At 59.3% G+C, this 21,263-nt stretch carries 23 protein-coding genes and 1 tRNA gene; 11 read left to right on the top strand and 13 right to left on the bottom strand.

What is annotated here, in order from left to right; genetic code table 11:
- Positions 1 to 5 precede the first annotated feature (5 nt).
- On the bottom strand, positions 6 to 1,010 hold the full coding sequence (locus tag WD767_18775; protein ID MEX2618136.1) for a D-2-hydroxyacid dehydrogenase: 1,005 nt from the start codon (positions 1,008 to 1,010) through the stop codon (positions 6 to 8).
- Between the two features lie 228 nt (positions 1,011 to 1,238).
- Between WD767_18775 and WD767_18770 the strand changes: the two genes are divergently transcribed.
- From WD767_18770 to mltG, 7 genes are all read left to right on the top strand, one after another.
- A complete protein-coding gene (locus tag WD767_18770; GenBank protein ID MEX2618135.1) occupies positions 1,239 to 3,020 on the top strand; it encodes an IlvD/Edd family dehydratase in 1,782 nt (593 codons plus the stop codon).
- A gap of 11 nt (positions 3,021 to 3,031) precedes the next feature.
- Positions 3,032 to 3,772 carry an SDR family oxidoreductase gene (locus WD767_18765; GenBank protein MEX2618134.1) on the top strand — a complete coding sequence of 247 codons (741 nt, stop codon included), beginning with the start codon at positions 3,032 to 3,034 and terminating at the stop codon, positions 3,770 to 3,772.
- A 25-nt stretch (positions 3,773 to 3,797) separates the two neighbouring features.
- Positions 3,798 to 4,739 (top strand): ACP S-malonyltransferase, encoded by a 942-nt coding sequence (gene fabD, locus WD767_18760; GenBank protein ID MEX2618133.1) that lies wholly within the window; start codon positions 3,798 to 3,800, stop codon positions 4,737 to 4,739.
- A 28-nt stretch (positions 4,740 to 4,767) separates the two neighbouring features.
- Positions 4,768 to 5,505 carry a 3-oxoacyl-[acyl-carrier-protein] reductase gene (gene fabG, locus WD767_18755; protein ID MEX2618132.1) on the top strand — a complete coding sequence of 246 codons (738 nt, stop codon included), beginning with the start codon at positions 4,768 to 4,770 and terminating at the stop codon, positions 5,503 to 5,505.
- 126 nt (positions 5,506 to 5,631) lie between these two features.
- Positions 5,632 to 5,871 carry an acyl carrier protein gene (locus WD767_18750; GenBank protein ID MEX2618131.1) on the top strand — a complete coding sequence of 80 codons (240 nt, stop codon included), beginning with the start codon at positions 5,632 to 5,634 and terminating at the stop codon, positions 5,869 to 5,871.
- Positions 5,872 to 5,916: 45 nt separating this feature from the next.
- On the top strand, positions 5,917 to 7,185 hold the full coding sequence (fabF, locus tag WD767_18745) for a beta-ketoacyl-ACP synthase II (protein MEX2618130.1): 1,269 nt from the start codon (positions 5,917 to 5,919) through the stop codon (positions 7,183 to 7,185).
- 122 nt (positions 7,186 to 7,307) lie between these two features.
- Positions 7,308 to 8,189, top strand: coding sequence for an endolytic transglycosylase MltG (gene mltG, locus WD767_18740; protein ID MEX2618129.1), 882 nt, complete (start codon positions 7,308 to 7,310; stop codon positions 8,187 to 8,189).
- An 8-nt stretch (positions 8,190 to 8,197) separates the two neighbouring features.
- On the opposite strand, the gene WD767_18735 is transcribed toward mltG, so the two are convergent.
- Positions 8,198 to 8,986: a sulfite exporter TauE/SafE family protein gene (locus WD767_18735; protein ID MEX2618128.1), complete on the bottom strand. Its 789-nt coding sequence runs from the start codon at positions 8,984 to 8,986 to the stop codon at positions 8,198 to 8,200.
- A 177-nt stretch (positions 8,987 to 9,163) separates the two neighbouring features.
- On the opposite strand from WD767_18735, the gene sthA reads away from it, so the two are divergent.
- The gene (gene sthA, locus WD767_18730; GenBank protein MEX2618127.1) at positions 9,164 to 10,567 is read left to right on the top strand and encodes a Si-specific NAD(P)(+) transhydrogenase; all 1,404 of its coding nucleotides are present in this window, start codon (positions 9,164 to 9,166) and stop codon (positions 10,565 to 10,567) included.
- A gap of 132 nt (positions 10,568 to 10,699) precedes the next feature.
- The gene (locus WD767_18725) at positions 10,700 to 11,026 is read left to right on the top strand and encodes an NIPSNAP family protein (protein MEX2618126.1); all 327 of its coding nucleotides are present in this window, start codon (positions 10,700 to 10,702) and stop codon (positions 11,024 to 11,026) included.
- Positions 11,027 to 11,374: 348 nt separating this feature from the next.
- Here WD767_18725 and WD767_18720 read toward each other — a convergent pair whose 3' ends face one another.
- Positions 11,375 to 11,626: a hypothetical protein gene (locus WD767_18720; GenBank protein MEX2618125.1), complete on the bottom strand. Its 252-nt coding sequence runs from the start codon at positions 11,624 to 11,626 to the stop codon at positions 11,375 to 11,377.
- A 363-nt stretch (positions 11,627 to 11,989) separates the two neighbouring features.
- Complete coding sequence (locus WD767_18715; GenBank protein ID MEX2618124.1) at positions 11,990 to 12,868, bottom strand: MBL fold metallo-hydrolase; 879 nt, start codon at positions 12,866 to 12,868, stop codon at positions 11,990 to 11,992.
- 451 nt (positions 12,869 to 13,319) lie between these two features.
- On the opposite strand from WD767_18715, the gene WD767_18710 reads away from it, so the two are divergent.
- Complete coding sequence (locus tag WD767_18710; GenBank protein MEX2618123.1) at positions 13,320 to 13,607, top strand: hypothetical protein; 288 nt, start codon at positions 13,320 to 13,322, stop codon at positions 13,605 to 13,607.
- A 210-nt stretch (positions 13,608 to 13,817) separates the two neighbouring features.
- Here WD767_18710 and WD767_18705 read toward each other — a convergent pair.
- The 8 genes from WD767_18705 to WD767_18670 all read right to left on the bottom strand — a co-directional run bounded on the left by WD767_18705 (position 13,818) and on the right by WD767_18670 (position 18,450).
- A tRNA-Pro gene (locus tag WD767_18705) sits at positions 13,818 to 13,894 on the bottom strand.
- Positions 13,895 to 14,073: 179 nt separating this feature from the next.
- Positions 14,074 to 14,442 carry a MerR family transcriptional regulator gene (locus WD767_18700; GenBank protein MEX2618122.1) on the bottom strand — a complete coding sequence of 123 codons (369 nt, stop codon included), beginning with the start codon at positions 14,440 to 14,442 and terminating at the stop codon, positions 14,074 to 14,076.
- A gap of 80 nt (positions 14,443 to 14,522) precedes the next feature.
- Positions 14,523 to 14,900: an integration host factor subunit alpha gene (locus WD767_18695; protein ID MEX2618121.1), complete on the bottom strand. Its 378-nt coding sequence runs from the start codon at positions 14,898 to 14,900 to the stop codon at positions 14,523 to 14,525.
- Positions 14,901 to 14,945: 45 nt separating this feature from the next.
- The gene (locus WD767_18690; GenBank protein MEX2618120.1) at positions 14,946 to 15,932 is read right to left on the bottom strand and encodes a beta-ketoacyl-ACP synthase III; all 987 of its coding nucleotides are present in this window, start codon (positions 15,930 to 15,932) and stop codon (positions 14,946 to 14,948) included.
- A 73-nt stretch (positions 15,933 to 16,005) separates the two neighbouring features.
- Entirely contained in the window at positions 16,006 to 17,058 is a 1,053-nt protein-coding gene (gene plsX, locus WD767_18685; protein MEX2618119.1) for a phosphate acyltransferase PlsX, read from the bottom strand.
- Positions 17,059 to 17,091: 33 nt separating this feature from the next.
- Positions 17,092 to 17,274, bottom strand: a complete 183-nt coding sequence (gene rpmF, locus WD767_18680) for a 50S ribosomal protein L32 (GenBank protein ID MEX2618118.1) — start codon at positions 17,272 to 17,274, stop codon at positions 17,092 to 17,094.
- A 78-nt stretch (positions 17,275 to 17,352) separates the two neighbouring features.
- Positions 17,353 to 17,898 carry a DUF177 domain-containing protein gene (locus WD767_18675; GenBank protein MEX2618117.1) on the bottom strand — a complete coding sequence of 182 codons (546 nt, stop codon included), beginning with the start codon at positions 17,896 to 17,898 and terminating at the stop codon, positions 17,353 to 17,355.
- The gene (locus WD767_18670) at positions 17,899 to 18,450 is read right to left on the bottom strand and encodes a ubiquinol-cytochrome C chaperone family protein (protein MEX2618116.1); all 552 of its coding nucleotides are present in this window, start codon (positions 18,448 to 18,450) and stop codon (positions 17,899 to 17,901) included.
- Between the two features lie 104 nt (positions 18,451 to 18,554).
- Between WD767_18670 and bamE the strand changes: the two genes are divergently transcribed.
- Positions 18,555 to 19,013: an outer membrane protein assembly factor BamE gene (gene bamE, locus WD767_18665; protein ID MEX2618115.1), complete on the top strand. Its 459-nt coding sequence runs from the start codon at positions 18,555 to 18,557 to the stop codon at positions 19,011 to 19,013.
- Positions 19,014 to 19,064: 51 nt separating this feature from the next.
- Here bamE and WD767_18660 read toward each other — a convergent pair whose 3' ends face one another.
- Entirely contained in the window at positions 19,065 to 21,161 is a 2,097-nt protein-coding gene (locus tag WD767_18660) for a sodium-translocating pyrophosphatase (protein ID MEX2618114.1), read from the bottom strand.
- Between the last annotated feature and the right edge of the window lie 102 nt (positions 21,162 to 21,263).

Genomic DNA, 21,263 nt, shown 5'->3' with positions numbered 1-21,263 from the left:
CTTCCCTATTCCCTGACCCAGTATCCGAGTTCCCGGTCAACCTGGTTTTCCAGCGGTTTTCCGTCGATAAACCGCGCCAGATTGGCGAAGAACATGTCGATGGTCCGGGGAATATACTGTTCCACGTCGTCGGTCGAATTATGCGGCGTGACGATCAGGTTCGGCGTTGTCCACAGCGGCGAGTCCACCGCCAGCGGTTCGGGATCGAACACGTCCAGTATGGCGCCGCCGATATGGCCAGATTCCAGCCGTTCGCGCAGCGCCCCGTAATCCATGATCGGCGCCCGCCCGATATTGACGACCCCCGCCCCCGGCTTCATCAGGTCGAGTTCCGCCGCCCCGATAAGTCCGCGCGTTTCCGGCGTGACCGGCGAGGCGACGACCAGGAAATCGGCACGGGGCAGATGGTCCCGCAACGCCGCTGTCCGGTACATTTCATCGGCAAATTCACTGGGCCGGCCGCTGCGGGTGACGCCAATGACATGCATGCCGAACATCTTCGCCGCCTTGCCGACGCCGGAACCCAGGCTGCCGAATCCCAGGATAACAACGACCTTGTCCGACGCCACGGTACTGAAGATACGGTTCCAGTCGCGATTGCGCTGGTTGGTGACAACCTCCGGCAGCCGGTTATGCAGCGCCATCAGCGCCATGGCGCCGAATTCGATGGCGCGCTGATGGTGATTGCCGCTGTTGTTCGTGAAGGCGATCCCTTCGGGCAGCCAGTCGAAGGGCATGAAGTTCTCCGTGCCCGCCGCCGGCACATTGATCCATTTCAGCTTCGGCGCGACGTCGCTCAGCCTCTCGCGCGGGAAATCGGATCCGAACAGGATATCAGCGCTTCCTGCATGTTTCGCAAAGTCCTTGCCGTCCCAGCCGAATGTCACATCCAGCTTCGCCGCCAGTTCCGGATGCCGCGCGGCGGCACTCTCCCAGACTTCCGGGGTGAGGTGCATATGCGACGATTTCGCCGAAAGGCTCTCAAGATGCAGATGCAGTTTTTTCGGCATGATCCATCCTTGTTGCCAACCCGATCATTCAGACCCGGCCGCCCGGATGCAAGCATGTTTATAGAAAACGACGTGCTGCGGCGCATATCCTGCGCCTTCCGGCAATTCGAACCGGCCGAGAGGCGCCGCTTAGCCTATGGTTGACGGTTAGGCGCCGGTAACGATAATCCGGCAGCACTCCACCTTCTGGCGCGATATCTCGACGCGAAAACATGAAAGAGGACGGTCATGGCAACCACGAAACGGCAAACTCCGCTGCGCAGTCGCTCATGGTTCGACAATCCCGAAAATCCCGGTATGACCGCGTTGTATATCGAGCGATACCTGAATTACGGCATCACCCGCGAAGAACTGCAGTCCGGCATGCCGATTATCGGCATTGCCCAGACCGGCAGCGATCTCGCCCCCTGCAATCGTATCCATGTCGATCTGGCGGATCGGATGAAACACGGAATCCGTGCCGCCGGCGGCGTACCCTTTGAATTTCCGGTTCACCCAATCCAGGAAACCGGCAAGCGGCCGACCGCGGGTCTCGACCGGAACCTCGCCTATCTCGGCATTGTCGAGGTTCTGCATGGCTACCCGCTGGACGGGGTCGTACTGACAACCGGCTGCGACAAGACCACCCCGGCCTGCATCATGGCGGCGGCAACGGCGGATATTCCGGCCATCGTGCTGTCCGGCGGCCCCATGCTGGACGGTCACTGGGAAGGCACGCTGGCGGGTTCCGGCACCATCGTCTGGAAGGCCCGCGAGATGCTGGCCGCCGGCGAAATCGACTATGACGGCTTCATGGACATGGTGACGGCGTCCGCGCCGAGCCTCGGCCATTGCAACACCATGGGAACGGCCCTGTCGATGAATTCGCTGGCCGAGGCGCTGGGCATGTCCCTGCCGGGCTGCGCCAGCATTCCGGCCCCCTACCGGGAACGCGGACAGATGGCCTATGCAACGGGCAAGCGCATTGTCGACATGGTATGGGAAGACCTCACCCCGTCGAAAATCATGACGAAGGAAGCCTTCCATAACGCTATCGTCGTGAATTCCGCCATCGGCGGATCGACCAATTGCCCGATCCACATCAACGCGATCGCCCGCCATATCGGCGTCGACCTCGATATCGAGGAATGGCAAACCACCGGGCATGACATCCCGCTGCTGGTCAATTGCCAGCCGGCCGGCGAATTCCTCGGCGAGGGATACCATCTTGCCGGCGGCGTGCCGGCCGTCTGTTCGGAACTGATGAAGGGCGGCAAGCTCAAGCTCGACGCCATGACCGTTACGGGCAAGACAATCGGCGAAAACTACAAGGACGCCAAAGTCCTGGACAGCCGGGTCATCTACCCGTTCGACAAACCGATGATGGAGGAAGCCGGGTTCATCGTCGTCAGCGGTAACCTGTTCGATTCGGCGCTGATGAAGACATCCGTCATCAGCAGGGAATTCCGCGCCAAATACCTGTCAACGCCCGGCAGCGAGAACCGGTTCGAAGGACGGGCCATCGTCTTTGAAGGACCCGAGGATTACCACGACCGGATCAACGACCCATCCCTGAATATCGACGATACCTGCATGCTGTTCATTCGCGGCTGCGGCCCGGTGGGATATCCGGGATCCGCCGAAGTGGTGAACATGCTGCCGCCGGATGCGCTGGTGAAATCCGGCACGCCGGAACTGCCCTGTATCGGCGATGGCCGGCAGAGCGGCACCTCGGCCAGCCCGTCTATCCTGAACGCTTCGCCGGAGGCGGCTGTCGGCGGCGGCCTCGCCATCCTGAAAACCAACGATATCGTCTGCATCGACCTGAACAAGCGGCGGGTCGATATCGTCATTTCGGACGAAGAACTGAAACAGCGCCAGGACAACCTCGTCCTGCCGGAACTGAAACACCAGACGCCGTGGCAGGAAATCTACCGTTCCATGGTCGGACAGATGTCCAGCGGCGCGTGCCTGGAACTCGCCACGGCCTATCATGGCGTCGGGGCCAATACCCCGCGCCACTCGCATTAGGATACAGCGGCATGACGGGAAGACTCGCCGGGAAAAAGGCGCTGCTGACAGCGGCGGCGCAGGGGATCGGCCAGGCATCCGCAAGGGCATTCGCGGCCGAAGGCGCCGATGTCCTCGCGACCGATATCAACGCGGGAGCGCTTGCGGAACTCAACGGACTCGACGGCATCACGACCCGCATTCTGGACGTCACGGATGCCGACGCCATTACCGCGCTGGCCGCCGAATACGGCGCGCCGGACATCCTGTTCAATGTCGCCGGTATCGTGCCGCACGGCACCATTCTGGAATGCGGCGACGCGGAATGGAACGCCTCGTTCGATATCAACGTCCGGGCGGCATACCGGATGATCCGGGCGTTCCTGCCTGCCATGCTGGAGAACGGCGGCGGGTCGATCATCAACATGTCGTCGGTCTGCTCCTCCCTGAAGGGATTGCCCAACCGATTCGCCTATGGCGCGACCAAGGCCGCGGTCATCGGTCTGACCAAATCCGTTGCCGCCGACTATATCCGCCGGGGTATCCGCTGCAATGCCATCTGTCCCGGTACGATCCAGACACCGTCGCTCGATGACCGCATTAATGCGTTCGATGACCCGGAGGCGGCGCGAAAGGATTTTGTCGCGCGCCAGCCACTGGGCCGCCTGGGCACGGCGGCGGAGATCGCCGCGATGGCAGTCTATCTCGCGGGCGACGAATCCCGCTATACGACCGGCACGGCGATGATCGTCGATGGCGGGCTTACCCTGTAATTCGCATAAAGAAATTGATACAACCATGACAAAAGCATTCATTTTTCCGGGCCAGGGCTCGCAAGCTGTCGGGATGGGTCTGGCGCTGTCGGAAGCTTTCGAATCCGCCAGGCTGGTGTTCGAGGAAGTCAACGACGCCTTGGGCCAGAATCTCTCGCGTATCATGTTCGAAGGACCGGACGACGAATTGCGCCTGACCGAAAATGCCCAGCCGGCGCTGATGGCCGTCAGCATGGCTGTGCTGCGGGTCCTCAGCCAGGACGGAAAGGTCACCGTCGGCGACAAGGCATCCTTCGTCGCGGGCCATTCCCTGGGCGAATATACGGCGCTAGCCGCGGCCGGATCGCTCGGGCTGGTCGATGCCGCCCGATTGCTGAAACTCCGCGGCCAGGCGATGCAGAAGGCGGTGCCCGTCGGCGAAGGCGCCATGACGGCGTTGCTCGGCCTCGATCTCGAATCGGCCATTGCCGTGGCCAAAGCCGCGGCCGAAGGCGAAGTCTGCGATCCGGCGAACGACAATGCGCCGGGACAGGTCGTGCTCAGCGGCGCAACCGCCGCCATCGAACGCGCCATGAAACTGGCGCCGGAGATGGGCGCCCGGCGCGCCCTGCCCCTGCCGGTCAGCGCGCCGTTCCATTGCGCCATGATGGCGCCGGCCGCCGAAGCCATGGCCGAGGCGCTGGAGGGCACGGCGATCGAGACTCCCGTGGTTTCCGTCGTCGCCAATGTCACCGCGAGCGCCGTGAACGATCCGCCGGTGATTCGCCGCCTGCTCGTCGAACAGGTGACGGGCATGGTGCGCTGGCGCGAAAGCGTGCTTTACATGAAGGCGCAGGGGGTCGATACCCTGATCGAACTGGGCGCCGGCAAGGTGCTGACCGGCCTCACGAAGCGGATCGACCGCGATCTGACGGGCCGCTCGGTCGAGGGACCGGCCGATATCGAAGCCCTGCTGAAAGACCTGTAGCACCCGGGAATTGGAGGAAATGGCATAGATGTTCGATCTGACGGGAAAGAAGGCGCTGGTCACAGGTGCATCCGGCGGTATCGGCGGTGAGATCGCCCGCGCGTTGCACGCCGCCGGCGCCGACGTCGCCCTCTCCGGGACCCGTCGCGACGCACTGGAATCGCTTGCCGGCGAACTGGGCGAACGCGCCTTCGTAACGCCGGCCGATCTGAGCGACAGCGATGGCGCCGGTCAGCTGGTAAAAGACGCCGAGGCGGCGCTGGGTCAGATCGACATTCTGGTCAATAATGCCGGCCTGACCCGGGACGGGCTGGCCATGCGCATGAAGGATGAGGACTGGCAGACCGTACTGGATGTCAACCTGAGCGCGGCATTCCGGCTGAGCCGCGCGGTTTTGCGCGGCATGATGCGCAACCGGTGGGGCCGGATTATCGGCATTACCTCGATTGTCGGGGTAACGGGCAACGCCGGGCAGGCCAATTACGCCGCCTCCAAGGCCGGTCTGATCGGCATGTCCAAATCGCTGGCGCAGGAAGTCGCCAGCCGCGGGATTACGGTGAACTGCATCGCCCCGGGCTTTATCGAGACCGCCATGACCGGGGCGCTGAGCGGGCAGCAGCGCGAATCGCTGGCCGGGACAATCCCGGCCGGACGCTTCGGCGCCGTCGCGGACATCGCGGCCGGAACGGTTTATCTGGCCAGCGAGGAAGCCGCCTATGTCACTGGCCAGACATTACATATCAATGGCGGGATGGCGATGATATGAACGGGGATCCGGCGGCGGTTTTCGGGCGCTGGCCATTGTGAATTAATTGTGTTACTAGGCGCCCCTCCCGTCCGGAATGGCTGGGATCAGGGGAAAATTCCAAGCAAAGCTGAAGGATAAAGACAGATGAGCGACGTTGCGGAGCGGGTTAAGAAAATCGTTATCGAGCATCTCGGCGTGGACGAGGCGAAGGTAACCGATAATGCCAGTTTTATTGACGATCTCGGCGCGGACAGCCTGGATACCGTTGAACTGGTGATGGCTTTTGAAGAAGAGTTCGGGTGCGAAATTCCTGACGACGCCGCGGAAAAGATCCAGACAGTCCAGGATGCGATCACCTTTTTGTCCGAACACGCCGATTCCTGAGCGCGTGTCGCCGGTCATCGTCACAAAAATGAAGAAAACGACGGGATGAGACGTGTAGTTGTCACCGGTCTTGGCGCGGTAACGCCCCTGGGTGTTGGTGTCGATCATATATGGAAACGTCTTTTGGCGGGTGAATCGGGCATTTCCCCGATCCAGTCATTTGATGTTTCCGATCTTCCCTGCAAGATCGGCGGTTCCCTGCCGCCCGGTGACACCAAAGACGGCAATTTTAACGAAGATGACTGGGTTTCGTCCAAAGACCGGCGCAAGATGGACCGCTTCATCGTCTGCGCCATCGCCGCCGCCAAGCAGGCGGTAACGGATTCCGGCTGGGTCGCGGAAACCGAGGAACAGCAGGAACGGACAGGCGTCATGATAGGATCCGGTACGGGCGGCCTTCCCGGTATCGCCGAAGCCGCTGTCCTGCTGGAAACCCGCGGCCCGCGCCGTATCAGTCCGTTCTTCATTCCGGCCAATCTGATAAACCTGTGTTCCGGCCATGTGTCGATCGAGTACGGTTTTCGCGGGCCGAACCACGCGGTTGTCACGGCGTGCGCCAGCGGCGCCCATGCGATTGGCGACGCGGCGCGCATGATTATGCTCGACGACGCCGATGTCATGGTGGCCGGCGGCGCCGAATCGGCTTTGTGTCGACTGGGCGTGGCCGGTTTCGCAGCCGCACGGGCGCTGTCGACCGGATTCAATGACCGGCCGACCGAAGCGTCGCGCCCCTGGGACCGCGACCGGGACGGGTTCGTCATGGGCGAAGGCGCCGGTATGGTTATCCTTGAAGAATACGAACAGGCCAAAAAGCGCGGCGCGAAAATTTATGCGGAAATCGCCGGATACGGCATGTCCGGCGATGCCTATCACCTGACCGCCCCGACGCCGGACGGCAACGGCGCCTACCGCGCCATGAAGGCGGCCCTGCGGAACGCAAAGCAGAACACCACAGATATCGACTATATCAATGCGCACGGCACCTCCACGCCGCTGGGCGATGAAATCGAGCTGGCCGCCGTCAAACGTCTGTTCGGGGACCATGCCCACAGTTTGTCCATGTCATCGACAAAATCCGCCATCGGCCATCTGCTTGGCGCCGCCGGCAGCGTCGAGGCTATCTTCTCCATCAAGGCGCTGCAGCACGGCGTCGCGCCGCCCACCATCAACCTGACAAATCCCTCTGAAGGCTGCGATATCGATCTGGTGCCCAATCATGCCAAGGAACGAAGGATCAGGAGCGTCATGTCAAATTCCTTCGGCTTCGGCGGCACCAATGCGAGCCTGATTTTCGTGGCCGCGCCGGACAGGTGATGCGGCGCGCAAGCCGTCTTCTCATTCTGCTTTCGATTGCCGCCACACTTGCCGTGAGCGGCATTTTGATTTGGGGACACCAGACATTCCATCAGCCGGGCGCGCTTGAAAAGGAAGCGAACGTGATCGTACCACGCGGCACGGGCCTGCAACGGATTGCCGCGCTGCTGGCGGAGGCCGGCGTCATCGATCAACCGCTTGTCTTTATCGCCGCCGCACGGCTGAAGCAGCAGCATCTTGACCTGAAAGCCGGCGAATACGCTTTTGCGCCGGGCGTCAGCCCCGCGGAAGCCCTGGCGCAATTACGGGAAGGCCGCGTGGTCGTCCATCATGTCACCATCCCGGAAGGCCTGACCGGCGCCCAGGTCGCGCGGCTCCTCTCCGGCACCGAAGGGCTGACACACGACCTTGAAAATATTCCCGCTGAAGGGACGTTGCTGCCGGAAACCTATGATTTTATCCGGGGCGACCGCAGCTCCGACCTTGTCCGTCGCATGGCGGCGGCGCATGCCGCGAAACTTGCCGCGCTGTGGCGGGACCGCGCCGAAGGCCTGCCCTTTTCCAGCCCGGAGGAAGCGCTTGTCCTTGCCTCTATCGTCGAGAAAGAGACGGCTGTCGCCGCCGAGCGGCCCCGGATCGCCGGCGTGTTCATCAACCGGCTGCGCCGCGGCATGCGGCTGCAGTCCGACCCGACCGTTGTTTACGCCCTCACCGCCGGCGCCGGCCCGCTGGGCCGTCCCCTGACATTTGACGATCTCAAAATCGACAGCCCCTACAATACCTATAAGGTGTCCGGCCTGCCGCCTGGCCCGATCGCCAATCCGGGGGCCGCCGCCATTGCGGCCGTACTGCAACCGGCAGCGACCGATGAGCTCTATTTCGTCGCCGACGGTACGGGGGGCCACGCCTTCGCCAGGACATTGCGGGAACACAACCGCAATGTTGCGAAATGGAGACGAATAAACCGGCAAAGGCAGCAGCCAGCGGACAACCCCGAAAACTGACGCAAACCTCACAACAGCCTGAATGCGCCCTTTACGGCCAGCGCGACGGCCATTGTCAGCAGAACTATCTGCAGCGCGTCATAGAATTTTTTTGAATCGATGGCATGAAAACTGCGCGTTCCCGACCAGGTCCCCAGCAGGACCACCGGCAGCAGCAGTAATGCCTCCACCCCCACCGACCAGCTGACAAAGCCCGCCCAGATCAGCAGCACGACGCGGACCAGAATGAACAGGCCGGACAGGATCAAGTTCGTGCCGCGCAGCCCGGCGACGGTCCTGCAGACCAGTTTCAGATAGACGATCAGGAAATACAGCCCGCCGCCGCCGCTGATTGTCCCCACAAGGCCGGATACAAGCGCCAGGGTCATGGAAACGAAACGTTCGCGCAGGTCGATCACGTGCGTCAGGCGTTCCAGCAGGCGCAACCTGTCCATGACGACAATGCCCGTGATCATTCCCCCCATCAGCAGCGTCAGCCAGTCCGCCTCCAGTTTCGTGAACACCCAGGTGCCGAAGGTGACGCCGACCACCATCCCCGCCAGCAGCGGACGGGTCACATCCCAGTCTGCGGTTTTCACGCCCTGCGGCAGAAGGTGGATCTGGGACGCGCTGGCGGTAACGACCACAAGCACGACCGCGTGATGCGGCCCGAGGAGCCAGGTTGTCATCAGGATGATCGGCATGTTCGAGCCGAAGCCGAAGGCGCCCCGAATGAAAAAGCCGATGAAATGCGCCGCGAACACGCAAAACACGGCCCATAACGGTATTCCGGCAAACGGAATGAATTCTGGGGGCAAAGCGGCGTATCCTTAATGGATATGGTAAACGGATAGATCGCATCATTGCAAAATGCGGGTATCGTCAGGGATAATTGTTAACTATTTTCTTATCTACTGTAACAATGCTTTCATCTTCTTTCGAATAATCGGGATATTTCCGCTGAAAATGGAACTTTTCCACGGAGTTAATTAAGTATGTCCGACCGTGACTACGACATGCTGGTCCTGGGTTCCGGGCCGGCAGGCCACCGCGCCGCCATACAGGCAGCAAAACTCGGCAAGCGCGCGGCTGTCGTCGAACATATGGCTGCCGTCGGCGGCGCCTGTATCAATACCGGCACAATACCGAGCAAGACGTTGCGCGAAGCCGTCCTGCACCTTTCCGGCTATCGGGAACGCAGCCTGTATGGCGCGTCCTACAGGGTAAAAAAGGATATTTCGATGTCGGACCTGTTCGTCCGCACCGACAGCGTCATCGCCACCGAACTGGACGTCATCCGCCATCAGTTGCAACGCAACCGGGTCGAGTTGCTGCAGGCGGAGGGCAGTTTCATCGATCCGCATACATTGCGGCTTGCGGGCCTGGACGGGCACGGCCACTGGGACGTAACCGCCGACAATATCGTGATTGCCGTCGGCACCCAAACAACCCGCGACGCCCATGTCGAGTTCGACGGGCAACGCATATTCACCAGCGACGACATGCTGACCCAGGAAAAGCTGCCGCGCTCACTCGTCGTTATCGGCGCCGGAGTCATCGGCCTGGAATACGCGACGATTTTTTCGGCGCTCGGGGTGCGGGTGACCCTGGTCGACAAGCGGCCGCGCCTGCTGTCCTTCGTGGATCAGGAAATAGTCGATACCCTGGTTTATCAAATGCGGCAGAACCGGATCACCCTGCGTCTGGGCGAGGAAGTCAGCGGCATCGAGAAGTTCCGCGACGAACAGGGCGAACGCGTGCGGGTCACCCTCGCAAGCGGCAAGCAGGTCCAGGCGGAAAGCGCGCTGTACAGCATCGGGCGAACCGGCGCGACGAAAAACCTCAACCTGGAGGCTATCGGTGTTTCGATGGGTGAGCGCCGGCTGATCAAGGTAAATGAGAAATACCAGACGGACGTGCCGCATATTTATGCGGTTGGCGACGTCATCGGCTTCCCCAGCCTTGCATCGACCTCCATGGAGCAGGGCCGCCTCGCCTCATGCCACGCGTTTGGCGCCCCGGCGGTAAGTGTCCGGAATACCCTGCCCTACGGAATCTATACGATCCCGGAAATTTCCATCGTGGGCCAGAGCGAGGAGGACCTGACCCAGGCCGGCATTCCCTATGAGGTCGGCAAGGCGCAGTACAAGGAGATTTCCCGCGGCCAGATCCTGGGCGATTCCATCGGTATCCTGAAACTGATTTTCCATCTTGAAACGCGCGAACTTCTGGGTGTCGCCATTCTCGGCGAAGGCGCGTGTGAACTGATCCATATCGGCCAGGCAGTCCTTTCCCTCGGCGGGAAAATCGACTATTTCGTCGATACGGTCTTCAACTATCCGACACTGGCCGAATGTTACAAAACAGCGGCTTTCGACGGAATCAACCGTTTGAATTGACCCCTTTCCGACCGTGCTTCCAGGCTTGTCAGCAAGCCTGCGCCCGGTGAAAATGGTATCAGGGATACCGCATGCCGTTGCGGTCCTCCGACTTGACAATTACTGCTTCACGAATCCTGAGAGGGGAAAGCCATGCTGCTCGACCACCGCACCTACACGCTTCGGCCCGGAACGATCAAGAAACACCTGGAACTATATGAAAAACTTGGAAAAAAACCGCAGAGCCGCCATCTCGGCCAGCCGGTCGCCTATATGACGACCGAAACCGGCAATGTGAATCAATACGTCCATATCTGGGCCTACAAGGACGCGGCGGACCGCGCCACCAAACGCGCAGCCATGCAGGCGGACCCGGAATGGGTTGCCTATACCCAGGCCAGCGCCGAACTCGGCGCGCTGGTCAATCAGGAAAACAAGCTGATGATCCCGGTCGGTTTCTATCCCGAACCCAAGAACTAAATCAGATCGTGGTTTGTCGGAATCGCACACGGCGATCCAACGATCACGCGAGTCCGATTTATCCTGTTGAAAACAGAGCAACTTCACAGGATTGAATGGAACCAGTTGTGGTTCTATTCAATCCTGATGTGCTCTGGTCATCAGCCCGCCAGTCCAGGCGGTGGCTTCCAGAGGCGCCGGCGAGGGCAACGATACCGATCAGAATATCATGAAACATCGCAGGCGCTCCTGCGGCCGGGCGTATAGCGCCTCGCGCATGAAAAAGGCCCCGATGAACGGGGCCCGAAAATCCTGAAAATGGTTTCTCAGGTATGGCGCCATCGAACGGCGCCGGTCAGAAAACCCGGTTCAGGATTCAGCTTCCTGCGCTGTATCAAGCGACTGTTCCCTGCGCCGGCCCAGATAGCAGGACAGCAGAAGTACGAGGGGGGCTAAACTCCAAATCAACCAGTAATCCATGAACTCTTCCTCTTTGCTTCCGACCGCGTGACCATCTGTCACGCTGCGCCGCTTCATCCGATGAACAGCATTTAATGTCAATTTTAACGAAACTTCGTCATCCAAATGGGCTACAACAAAATTATTTTTTGCCTTTGCCAACCAGCGACGTAACGTTCCGACGTTTCGATACAGATCCTATCCGGACTTGTTTGTGGATTTGTGACACGTACTTTAGAATTTGCGTATCGCGTCCACTCACTCATCAACGGATATTCTTATTGTTTTTTTTCAAACGGTTGCGATGAACTTCACGAAATTTCACAGCAACGTCGCACGGCTTCCCCGTCTCCAGGGAATCCGACTGTATCGGCAAAGTGTATAGCACGGGTGGCAAAAAAAGGCGACCGGAAAACTTCTGGAACCGGCGAAAACCACCGCGGAATCCTGGAATCCGGTATTCGATATCGTTAACGAGCCTGAAAAATTGTGTCTGTACGACCCGGCGCCATCCTGCGGGGAATTTTACCAGTCGACACCGTCATATTCGAAACGAAAACCGTCGCCGGCCCGGACAATATGGCCCGAAGACGGCAGCGGAAAATGCGCCGTGCAGACGGTCACATCCGTCTCGCAATAACGCTCCAGAAAGCCGCGGCGGGTCCGGCGCGCCGTTTCCACGTCATAGTCGGGGCGCGCCGCCCATTCGGGGTGGCGGCACTGAATCGGACTGTGCATCAGGTCTCCGCTCATCACCATTTCCTGCCCGCCGGATGACAGGCGAAGCGAACAATGATCCGGCGTATGGCCGGGCGTCGATTCCAGCCATACCGAATCGTCCAGCGAATGATCGTTCCCGATAAAGACGGCGCAGCCCGCCTCCTCGATGGGCAGGACACTATCTATAATGTGGCCCAGCGGCGTCTTCTCGTTCATGTCCTTCCAGTAGTCGAATTCCTTTTGCGTAAACAGGTATTTCGCGTTCGGGAATGTCGGCACCCAGCGGCCATCCAGCAAGCGCGTGTTCCAACCGACATGATCCGGATGAAGATGGGTGCACATCACAAAGTCGATATCCTCCGGCCGCAGGCCGGCCGCCGCCAGTGCATTCATATAGGTGCTGTCGGTCTTTAAATGCCAGGAAGGTCGAAGCGGTCGTTCCTTGTCATTGCCGACACAACCATCCACCAGAATATTGTGGTGCCGGGTACGTATGACATAACTCTGCATGGGGAAGAACAGGTTCCCGCTGACCGGATCCATTGCATCGGGTTTCAGCCAGTGCAGGTGCGGTGCCCAGTCTTCCGGTCTGGTTTCGGGAAAGAACCCGTAAGGGTCGAAATCCGGGGAATTCATTTCCAGAATTCTGCCGATCACCAATTCACCCAACTGCCGCTGCGTCATCGCGTTATCCTCCCACGGATTTTCCGCATTTTCATGTCATTGGACCTGTGTGCGCAATATCTGTCAGCCTGACAATCCCGTGTCGCCGGTGAAATGTAAAGATACCGGGCATCCCTGCAGGCGGCAGATTGGACCATTCGGGAATACCAGCCGAACCCGCAGCTTGGCGCCCGCGTCATCGCAACAAGGCGGTATTATCGGAATAGTGTAGGATTTTGCGAAACTTTGTCAGTATCCTGGCGTTTTACCGGCATCCAAGACTGCCGCTTCGGGAAAGATGGCGCGCTGCGATGAGAATAACGCCTGTTTCTTGCCAGTCATCTTGGCAACTACTGGACAACGCAGGAACCTCTGGGCACGATTTTTTAAATTGCAGCTTTTCTTTTGGGGTATAAGTGCTTTAAAAGATGTTTCTCTATTGATTGTGTAATGATTTGAGGAGATCCCTTCCGTGGCTATAAATGAAGAAGAATTGAGCAAAGGACAGCGTGTAAAGCTGACAGCACTTCGAAAATCTCTTGGTGAAGAACTTGCGGATGATGTTTTCGCCAAGTGGCTGAAGCGACATAAATCCGTTTCAACCGAGGACAAACCGGATCCAGTTGCCGAGAAGATTGAAGCCGCACTTGCCGGACTGGTAAATGACGAAACATTCCGTCTCGGTAACCAAGGTTATACTGTCCGGCGCGCCAGGGGCAAAGGTGCTTCAGGCTTTATCGTTTCCAAAAACGAAAAATAGTTATACTTCTTCCAATTCTCGTGAAAGAAGTAACAAAAATAATTGTAAAATCGCTTTCACGCGGCGAGTGAACTTATTCGCGATCATTGCGCAGTTGCACCCAACTGCCATGTATACAATTCGGATTAAATCCGCGGCAGGATGCCCATGAAAAAGCCACCGCAAACCGGTGGCTTTGACGTGTGTCGTTCGGTCCCGGATTTTCAGTTTTGGTCGGAGCGAGAGGATTCGAACCTCCGACCCCTTCACCCCCAGTGAAGTGCGCTACCAGGCTGCGCTACGCTCCGTAAAACGATAGTTCCGATCAGGCGGCACCTTACAGCGGCACCCGGCCACTGTCCAGAAATTGCGGCATCGGCATATCGTGACTAAAGCAAATCGTGATTAATCGGCATCACCCGGGTGATGCCGATTAACACGTGAATTTGCTTTTAATTTAAAGCGATAGAGCAGATCGTGTTTGGTTTTAGTTCGAGTTCAGAATGCGCCGCAAATCGACGAGTTCGGCAAGGATACCTTCGAGCTCCGCACGTGCCGCGGCGGACAGGTTGCCGCCGGCGCCAATCTCAGCCGACACGATGGCCGCATCCTGACCGGTGTTATCCGAATCGCTTCCTTCCAGGACCGATTTCAGACCGGCTTCCCGAAACAGTTTCTGGACACCCTTGATCGTATAGCCGTCGGAATAGAGCAGTTCGCGGATTCGCCGCAATACAGCAACATCCTCGGGCCTGTAATACCGCCGGCCGCCACCGCGCTTCAGCGGCTTGATCTGCGAAAATTTGGATTCCCAGAAACGCAGGACATGTTGCGGAACGTCCAGATCGCGTCCCACCTCGCTAATCGTCCGGAAAGCGGCCGCTGACTTCGCGCTAGATTTCTGGCTGTCCCGTTCCGTTCCGCCTGAATCCATATTCAGTTGCCGTCATATCCATTGCCGGCGTTCACATTAATACGGTTCTTCAACACGTGGCTGGGCCGGAATACCAGCACCTTTCGTGGCAGAATAGGCACCTCTTCGCCGGTTTTCGGATTCCGCCCAATCCGACGCCCTTTCTGACGCACCGCAAAGCTGCCGAATGAGGAAATCTTCACCATTTCCCCTTTTGCGAGAGCATTTGATACTTCCCCCAGTATCGATTCCACCAGATCCGCCGACTCATTACGGGAAAGCCCAACTTCCTGATACACCGCCTCTGTCAACTGCGCCCGCGTCACCGTATTACCCGTCATATTATCCCCCTGTTCTTGCTCGTTTTTTTTACGGTACCGTTCATTGACGGTATCGTCAATTCGAAACAATGGCAAAACCGCACCAATCGACGTGTTATACCGCTGTCACCAGCGGATCAGCGCGGCGCCCCAGGTAAAGCCGCCACCAAGGGCCGTAAGCGCCACAATGTTGCCGGGCCTCAGCCGGTTATCGTCCTGTGCCGCGGCAAGCGCGAGCGGAATGGTCGCCGCAGAGGTGTTCGCCTGGGACTGCACGGTTACAACCACGCGGCGCTCATCCACGCCAAGGCGGCGGCGTATGCTGTCAATTATACGGATGTTGGCCTGATGGGGCACCAGCCAGTCTATTTCGTCCAGGGTCATGTCATTCGCCGCCGCCGCGGTTTCGACCGCGGATGCCATCAGGTTCACGGCGTGCCGGTAAACTTCCTTGCCATCCATCCTGACATGACCGGCGAGCCCGTTCCGCCCCGCACCGCCATCGACATACAATGCCTTGTAATGCGCGCCATCGGAATACAGATGGGTCGACAATACGCCGCGCGCAGGGCCCGCCTCCGGCGGGGCGGCCCGCAGGACCATGGCGCCGGCGCCGTCGCCAAACAGCACACAGGTACTCCGGTCGTCCCAATCGAGAATGCGGCTGAACACTTCGGCCCCGATAACAAGCGCCGTCGTCGCCTGCCCCAGCCTGAGCATATTATCCGCCACGGAAAGCGCATAAATGAAGCCGGAACAAACCGCCTGGATGTCGAAGGCCATCCCTTTGGCGATCCCAAGCGCCGCCTGGACTCTTGTCGCCGTCGCCGGAAACGTATTGTCAGGCGTTGTTGTGGCCAGGATGATCAGGTCGACCTCGTCGGCCGATACCCCTGCCCGGGCCAGTGCCTGCCGGCTGGCCGCCAGCGCTAGATCGGACGCGAGTTCGCCGTCGGCGGCGATGTGCCGCTGGCGAATACCAGTGCGCTTTTGGATCCATTCATCGGAGGTGTCGATCCGCGCCGAAAGATCGTCATTGGTCACGATTTTTTCGGGCAAATAGGCACCGCAGCCGAGCACCACGGCCCGTTGTAAGCTATGCGAAGCGCTCATAGAGGTGCTGTAACCGTCGGAAAATGGCGCAGGGCGAAACGGCTCCGGTCGCCGGAAATAACATCAGGAGTTTCTATAAGTTCGCCGCCTCCCGCGGTTGCGAGGTCTCAACTTTTTCCAGACTCGCAAAGTCATGTTTCATCTTCTCGATGAAACCGTGCAACGCCATGTCGATGCCGACGCCGATCGCGTTGGCGAAGCCAAGCGCATCCGTTCCGCCATGGCTCTTTACGACGATGCCGTTCAGGCCCAGCAGCATGGCTCCATTGTATTCACGCGGATCAATCCGTTCACGCAGTTTCGCAATCGAGCGGCGCACAAAAAAATATCCGATCTTCGAGAACAGGTTCTCCCGGAAGGCCTCGCGCAGGAAGCCTGCATACAGTTTCACAATCCCTTCCGCGGTCTTCAATGCCACATTCCCGGTAAATCCGTCCGTCACGACAACATCCACCGTGCCGGCCGCGATATCGGTGCCCTCTATAAAGCCCTTGAACTCTATCGGAAGATCGGTCGCGCGCAGGATTGCCGCCGCTTCACGAACTTCCTCAACCCCCTTCAGGTCTTCGACGCCGACATTGACCAGCCCGATCGTGGGACGCTCCAGCCCCATGACCGTGCGGGCGAAGACTTCACCCATCACCGCAAACTGCGAAAGGTTCGCCGCATTGCACCGGACATTCGCGCCAAGATCCAGCATCGCCGTCACGCCGCGCGCCGTCGGAAAAAAGCCGCAGATCGCCGGCCGATCGATTCCCGGCAACATTTTCAGGACGAATCGGGCAATCACCATCAGCGCGCCGGTGTTGCCCGCGGAAATCAGCGCATTGGCTTCGCCGTTGCTTACGGCGTCAATCGCCATCCACATGCTCGAATCGCGCCCGCTGCGCAGGGCAGCGGACGGTTTGTCACCGTTGCGGATAACGCCTTCCGTATGCCGCAGGGTCGTTACCTTCGACAATTCGGGATAGCGCGCCAGCAACGGGGCGATCTGCGCCTCATCGCCGAACATCAGAAACCGGACATTCGAATGACGTTCCCGTGCGATTTCGGCTCCGCGCACCACAATTTGCGGGGCACGATCTCCCCCCATTGCGTCGAGCGCGATAACCAATTGCGACGTCAAAATCCAGAGCCCCCTTCGATCAGACCTGCAGCATCAGTAGGAAGAAGCTTCGACAACCTCTTTTTCGCCATAGTAACCGCATGCAGAACAAACGTGATGCGGTCGCTTTAGTTCACCGCAATTGCCGCATTCCACCGAAACCGACGTTTTCAGCGCATCATGCGAGCGACGCATGTTTCGGCGCGACTTGGATACTTTACTCTTTGGAACGGCCATGACTCTACTCTTTCAATACCAGTGGGGCTAAAATTGCCCGGATACATAAACAGAATTACCCCTTACAGCAAGCCTGCACTAAGTCTGATCTTTCCGGCGTGACAACAAGGCCTCAAAAGGCCGATGGGTCGCCGTTCCGGCATCGTCGCTTTCGTCCGTACCGCACTCTAGCACAACACCGGGCGCTCTTGGGTAGGGATCAATGGCGACGCCCAGGCATTGGGCCAGCCATTCGCCGAGTTCGATGGCATTGCCGTGAAACGGCTCGGGCGGGTCTTCCGCATTGGGGTCGAATTCAACTTCCTTATCAAGTTTCTCTTCCGGCCCGAATTTGACCGCCACCGCTTCCTCGATATGCGCCGGCACCGGTTCATCGGTTACCACGCAATTCTGCACGATATCCGCGGCAAAGACGCCATTTACCTGCAACAACGGCGATCCATGGATACGGCGCACCACAAGATCGGCAGTCAAACTGTCGATCGACACCAGATCGAACCGGCGCGCCAGCGCTGCCCGCGGCGCTTCCCCCACGGTCAGTTCCAGGTGCTTTTCCGCAACCCCGACCGTGTCAAGCGGCAGCAGATAGCTATACTCCTGCGTCGGCTCCTCTTGCGGCGTCATCTAGTTTTCTCCGGGTAGCAGGGCGAATCTAACGCGGCCAGCCATGAGGGCGTCCAGCGCCTGCGCGTCAAGCGCCTGTACCGACGCCGTTACATAGGCCGCCACGGCGTTTATTACGGCCGTATCAGGGCAAGCGCCGTTGTCGCCATAAAGGTTGCGATTCAGCGTCTCGGCAACATGCGGTTCACCGGCCTCAAGGGCTTTGGCGTAGGCGGCTGAACGGCCGTAAAAGCCTTCCGCCAGTTTTCTTACCTTCTTGCCGACGCTCAGGTCCCCGACGCCCATTTCCCGAAGGTTTCGGTCCATGTCGTCGAAAATCGCGCCGCTGTACTTCCGGGCAAATGAGGTCGCTGCCGCGTCCTGCTTCAGCCTGTTCAGGACAAGAAAGCAATGCAGGACGATTGAATCGAAGCGCCCCACGGGCGTATCGGGTACGCCCCAAGCCTCATAGAACACGGCTTTCCGCGCCTGATCCACCGTCGCCTGGTACAGGCGATAGGATGCCATGTCGAGGTCCGAAACACGGAACAGCTTTGAGAACGACAAATCCATCGAATGACTATACCCCGAGCCGCCGCAATGCGTTGACACTTTCCGGGCCCGGTGCAATTTTGACACCGTTTCCCATCCGCAGAATTTTACCAGGCCTGTAAAACATGGTTATCCGTAAAGCCGGAGTCAAAGCCCTCATCGCCCTGGTTCTCGTCGCCACGGCCCTGTCTGCCTGCGCGCCGCGTGTCGCCGTTCGGGGCAACCTGCCCCGTGCGGAGCAACTTGAAAAAATCGTTGTCGGCGAGCAAACGCGTGAGGATGTCCTCGAAATCCTGGGCTCACCGTCCACACTTGGGGTCTTTGATGACAAAATATGGTATTACATCAGCCGGAAGACGGAGAAACTTGCCTTTTTCGATGAAGAAGTCGTCGACCAGCAGGTAGTCGCGATTTACTTCGACGATCAAAATACCGTTCAGGCGATCCAGCAGTATGACAGGGACGATTTGCGCGAAATTGATATGGTCGAGCGGGAAACGCCGACATCCGGCAATGAACTTTCGATAATCGAACAATTCCTCGGTAATATCGGCCGATTCGGCAGAACCCCGCCGTCCCAGTAGTCCGGTGCAACGGCGGGACCGCTTCCGGCGGCCCCGCCTGTTTCATGGTCTTCAGTGCGCAAGCATGGAGAGCAGCAGCAACGCGACGATATTTGTGATCTTGATCATCGGGTTCACCGCGGGACCGGCCGTATCCTTGTAGGGATCGCCGACCGTATCGCCCGTTACCGCGGCATGGTGGGCATCGGAGCCCTTGCCGCCGTGATTGCCATCCTCGATATACTTCTTGGCGTTGTCCCAGGCGCCGCCACCGGCGGTCATGGAAATGGCCAGGAACAGGCCCGTGACAATGACGCCCAGCAGCATCGCGCCCAATGACGAGAACGCGGCGGATTTTCCGGCAATCAACAGGACGACACCGAACACCACAATCGGCGCCAGAACCGGCAACAGCGACGGAACGATCATTTCCTTGATCGCCGCCTTGGTCAGCAGGTCGACGCAGGTGCCGTATTCCGGCTTGCCCGTGCCTTCCATGATCCCGGGAATTTCCCGGAACTGCCGGCGCACTTCGATCACGACCGAACCGGCCGCACGACCGACAGCCATCATGCCCATCGCCCCGAAAAGATAGGGCAGCATGCCGCCAACGAAGAGGCCGACAACCACGAAGGGATTAGACAGCGAGAAGTCCAGCACGACGCCCGCGAAATACGGAAACTCGGCCGCATTGGCGATGAAGTACTGCAGGTCCTGCGTATACGCCGCGAACAGAACCAGCGCACCCAGGCCGGCGGAACCGATCGCGTATCCCTTGGTCACTGCCTTGGTGGTATTGCCAACGGCGTCCAGGGCATCGGTCGTCTTGCGGACGTCCTCTTCCATCTCCGCCATTTCGGCGATGCCGCCGGCATTGTCCGTCACCGGACCGTAGGCATCCAGCGCCACGACCATGCCGGCAAGCGCAAGCATTGCCGTCACCGCGATGGCGATCCCGACAAGTCCCGCCTGCAGGTAGGTGACGATGATTGCCGCACAGATAATCAGTGCCGGAACAGCCGTCGCCTCCATGGAAATGGCCAGCCCCTGAATGACGTTCGTGCCGTGACCGGTTTCAGACGCTTTGGCGATTGCCCGCACGGGGCGGTAGTCGGTCGAGGTATAATATTCGGTGACCCAGATGATCAACCCCGTCACAATCAGGCCGGTCAGCCCGCAGATAAACAGGTTCATGCCGGTGAACGAGGCGCCAAGGACGTCAAACGCCGTGTCCATGCCCAGCACAAAGCTGGTTACCGGGTACAGGGCAATCGCGGAAAGAACCGCGCAGACGATGAAGCCCTTGTACAACGCGCCCATGATGTTCTGGCTGGCGCCCAGCTTCACGAAGAACGTCGAAATTACCGAGGTCACGATGCACACGCCGCCGATCATCAGCGGATACAGCAGGAACGCTTCCTGTTGCTCGCCGACGAAAAAGAGCAACCCCAGAACCATCGTGGCCACCATCGAAACGACATAGGTTTCGAACAGGTCGGCCGCCATGCCCGCGCAGTCGCCGACATTATCGCCGACGTTATCGGCAATCACCGCGGGGTTCCGCGGATCGTCTTCGGGAATGCCCGCTTCGACCTTACCGACAAGGTCGGCGCCGACATCCGCACCCTTGGTGAAGATACCGCCGCCAAGACGGGCAAAGATCGAAATCAGCGAGGCGCCGAAGCCCAGCGCGACCAGCGGACCGACGAGGTCACGCCCGCCGACGCCGAGGGTCAGCAGAAGTTTGTAGAAACAGGCGATACCCAGCAGCGCCAGACCGGCCACCAGCATGCCCGTGACCGCACCCGACTTGAACGCGAGATCGAGTCCCGTCGCCAGCCCCTGCCTCGCGCCTTCCGCCGTGCGCACATTGGCGCGCACCGATATATGCATGCCGATATACCCGGCGGCGCCGGACAGTACGGAACCGATAACGAAGCCGATTGCCGAATGCAGGCCCAGCAACAGCCAGACCAGGACAGCGATTATGACGCCAACAAACGCGATTGTCGTGTACTGCCGGTTCAGGTAGGCAGCGGCGCCTTCCTGAATTGCCGCGGCAATTTCCTGCATACGGGCGTTACCCGCACTGGCGTTGAGCACCGCATTACCTGCGTAGGCCCCATAGAGCAGCGCGAATACGCCGCAACCGATGACGATCCAGAGCATATCGTCCCATTCCTTATTCTTGTTTGAAGATGATGCACACCCACCGGAAACGATCAGGAACCGCAGTCCCGAATCAGCGCCGGCCCAAAAAACCGGGCGGAA

Source organism: Alphaproteobacteria bacterium, assembly GCA_040905865.1.
Taxonomy (GTDB): domain Bacteria; phylum Pseudomonadota; class Alphaproteobacteria; order UBA8366.
Note: the sequence above shows the minus strand (reverse complement) of the source record. Positions and strands in the feature narration are given on the sequence as shown.

Bases quoted from the DNA above. Each gene is read 5' to 3' on its own strand.
- WD767_18725 (MEX2618126.1), top strand. From the start codon at position 10,700: ATGCTGCTCGACCACCGCACCTACACGCTTCGGCCCGGAACGATCAAG.
- WD767_18775 (MEX2618136.1), bottom strand. From the start codon at position 1,010: ATGCCGAAAAAACTGCATCTGCATCTTGAGAGCCTTTCGGCGAAATCG.
- bamE (MEX2618115.1), top strand. From the start codon at position 18,555: ATGGTTATCCGTAAAGCCGGAGTCAAAGCCCTCATCGCCCTGGTTCTC.
- WD767_18670 (MEX2618116.1), bottom strand. From the start codon at position 18,450: ATGGATTTGTCGTTCTCAAAGCTGTTCCGTGTTTCGGACCTCGACATG.
- WD767_18675 (MEX2618117.1), bottom strand. From the start codon at position 17,898: ATGACGCCGCAAGAGGAGCCGACGCAGGAGTATAGCTATCTGCTGCCG.
- WD767_18690 (MEX2618120.1), bottom strand. From the start codon at position 15,932: ATGAGCGCTTCGCATAGCTTACAACGGGCCGTGGTGCTCGGCTGCGGT.
- WD767_18660 (MEX2618114.1), bottom strand. From the start codon at position 21,161: ATGCTCTGGATCGTCATCGGTTGCGGCGTATTCGCGCTGCTCTATGGG.
- fabF (MEX2618130.1), top strand. From the start codon at position 5,917: ATGAGACGTGTAGTTGTCACCGGTCTTGGCGCGGTAACGCCCCTGGGT.
- rpmF (MEX2618118.1), bottom strand. From the start codon at position 17,274: ATGGCCGTTCCAAAGAGTAAAGTATCCAAGTCGCGCCGAAACATGCGT.
- WD767_18765 (MEX2618134.1), top strand. From the start codon at position 3,032: ATGACGGGAAGACTCGCCGGGAAAAAGGCGCTGCTGACAGCGGCGGCG.
- fabG (MEX2618132.1), top strand. From the start codon at position 4,768: ATGTTCGATCTGACGGGAAAGAAGGCGCTGGTCACAGGTGCATCCGGC.
- WD767_18770 (MEX2618135.1), top strand. From the start codon at position 1,239: ATGGCAACCACGAAACGGCAAACTCCGCTGCGCAGTCGCTCATGGTTC.
- fabD (MEX2618133.1), top strand. From the start codon at position 3,798: ATGACAAAAGCATTCATTTTTCCGGGCCAGGGCTCGCAAGCTGTCGGG.
- WD767_18750 (MEX2618131.1), top strand. From the start codon at position 5,632: ATGAGCGACGTTGCGGAGCGGGTTAAGAAAATCGTTATCGAGCATCTC.
- sthA (MEX2618127.1), top strand. From the start codon at position 9,164: ATGTCCGACCGTGACTACGACATGCTGGTCCTGGGTTCCGGGCCGGCA.
- WD767_18715 (MEX2618124.1), bottom strand. From the start codon at position 12,868: ATGACGCAGCGGCAGTTGGGTGAATTGGTGATCGGCAGAATTCTGGAA.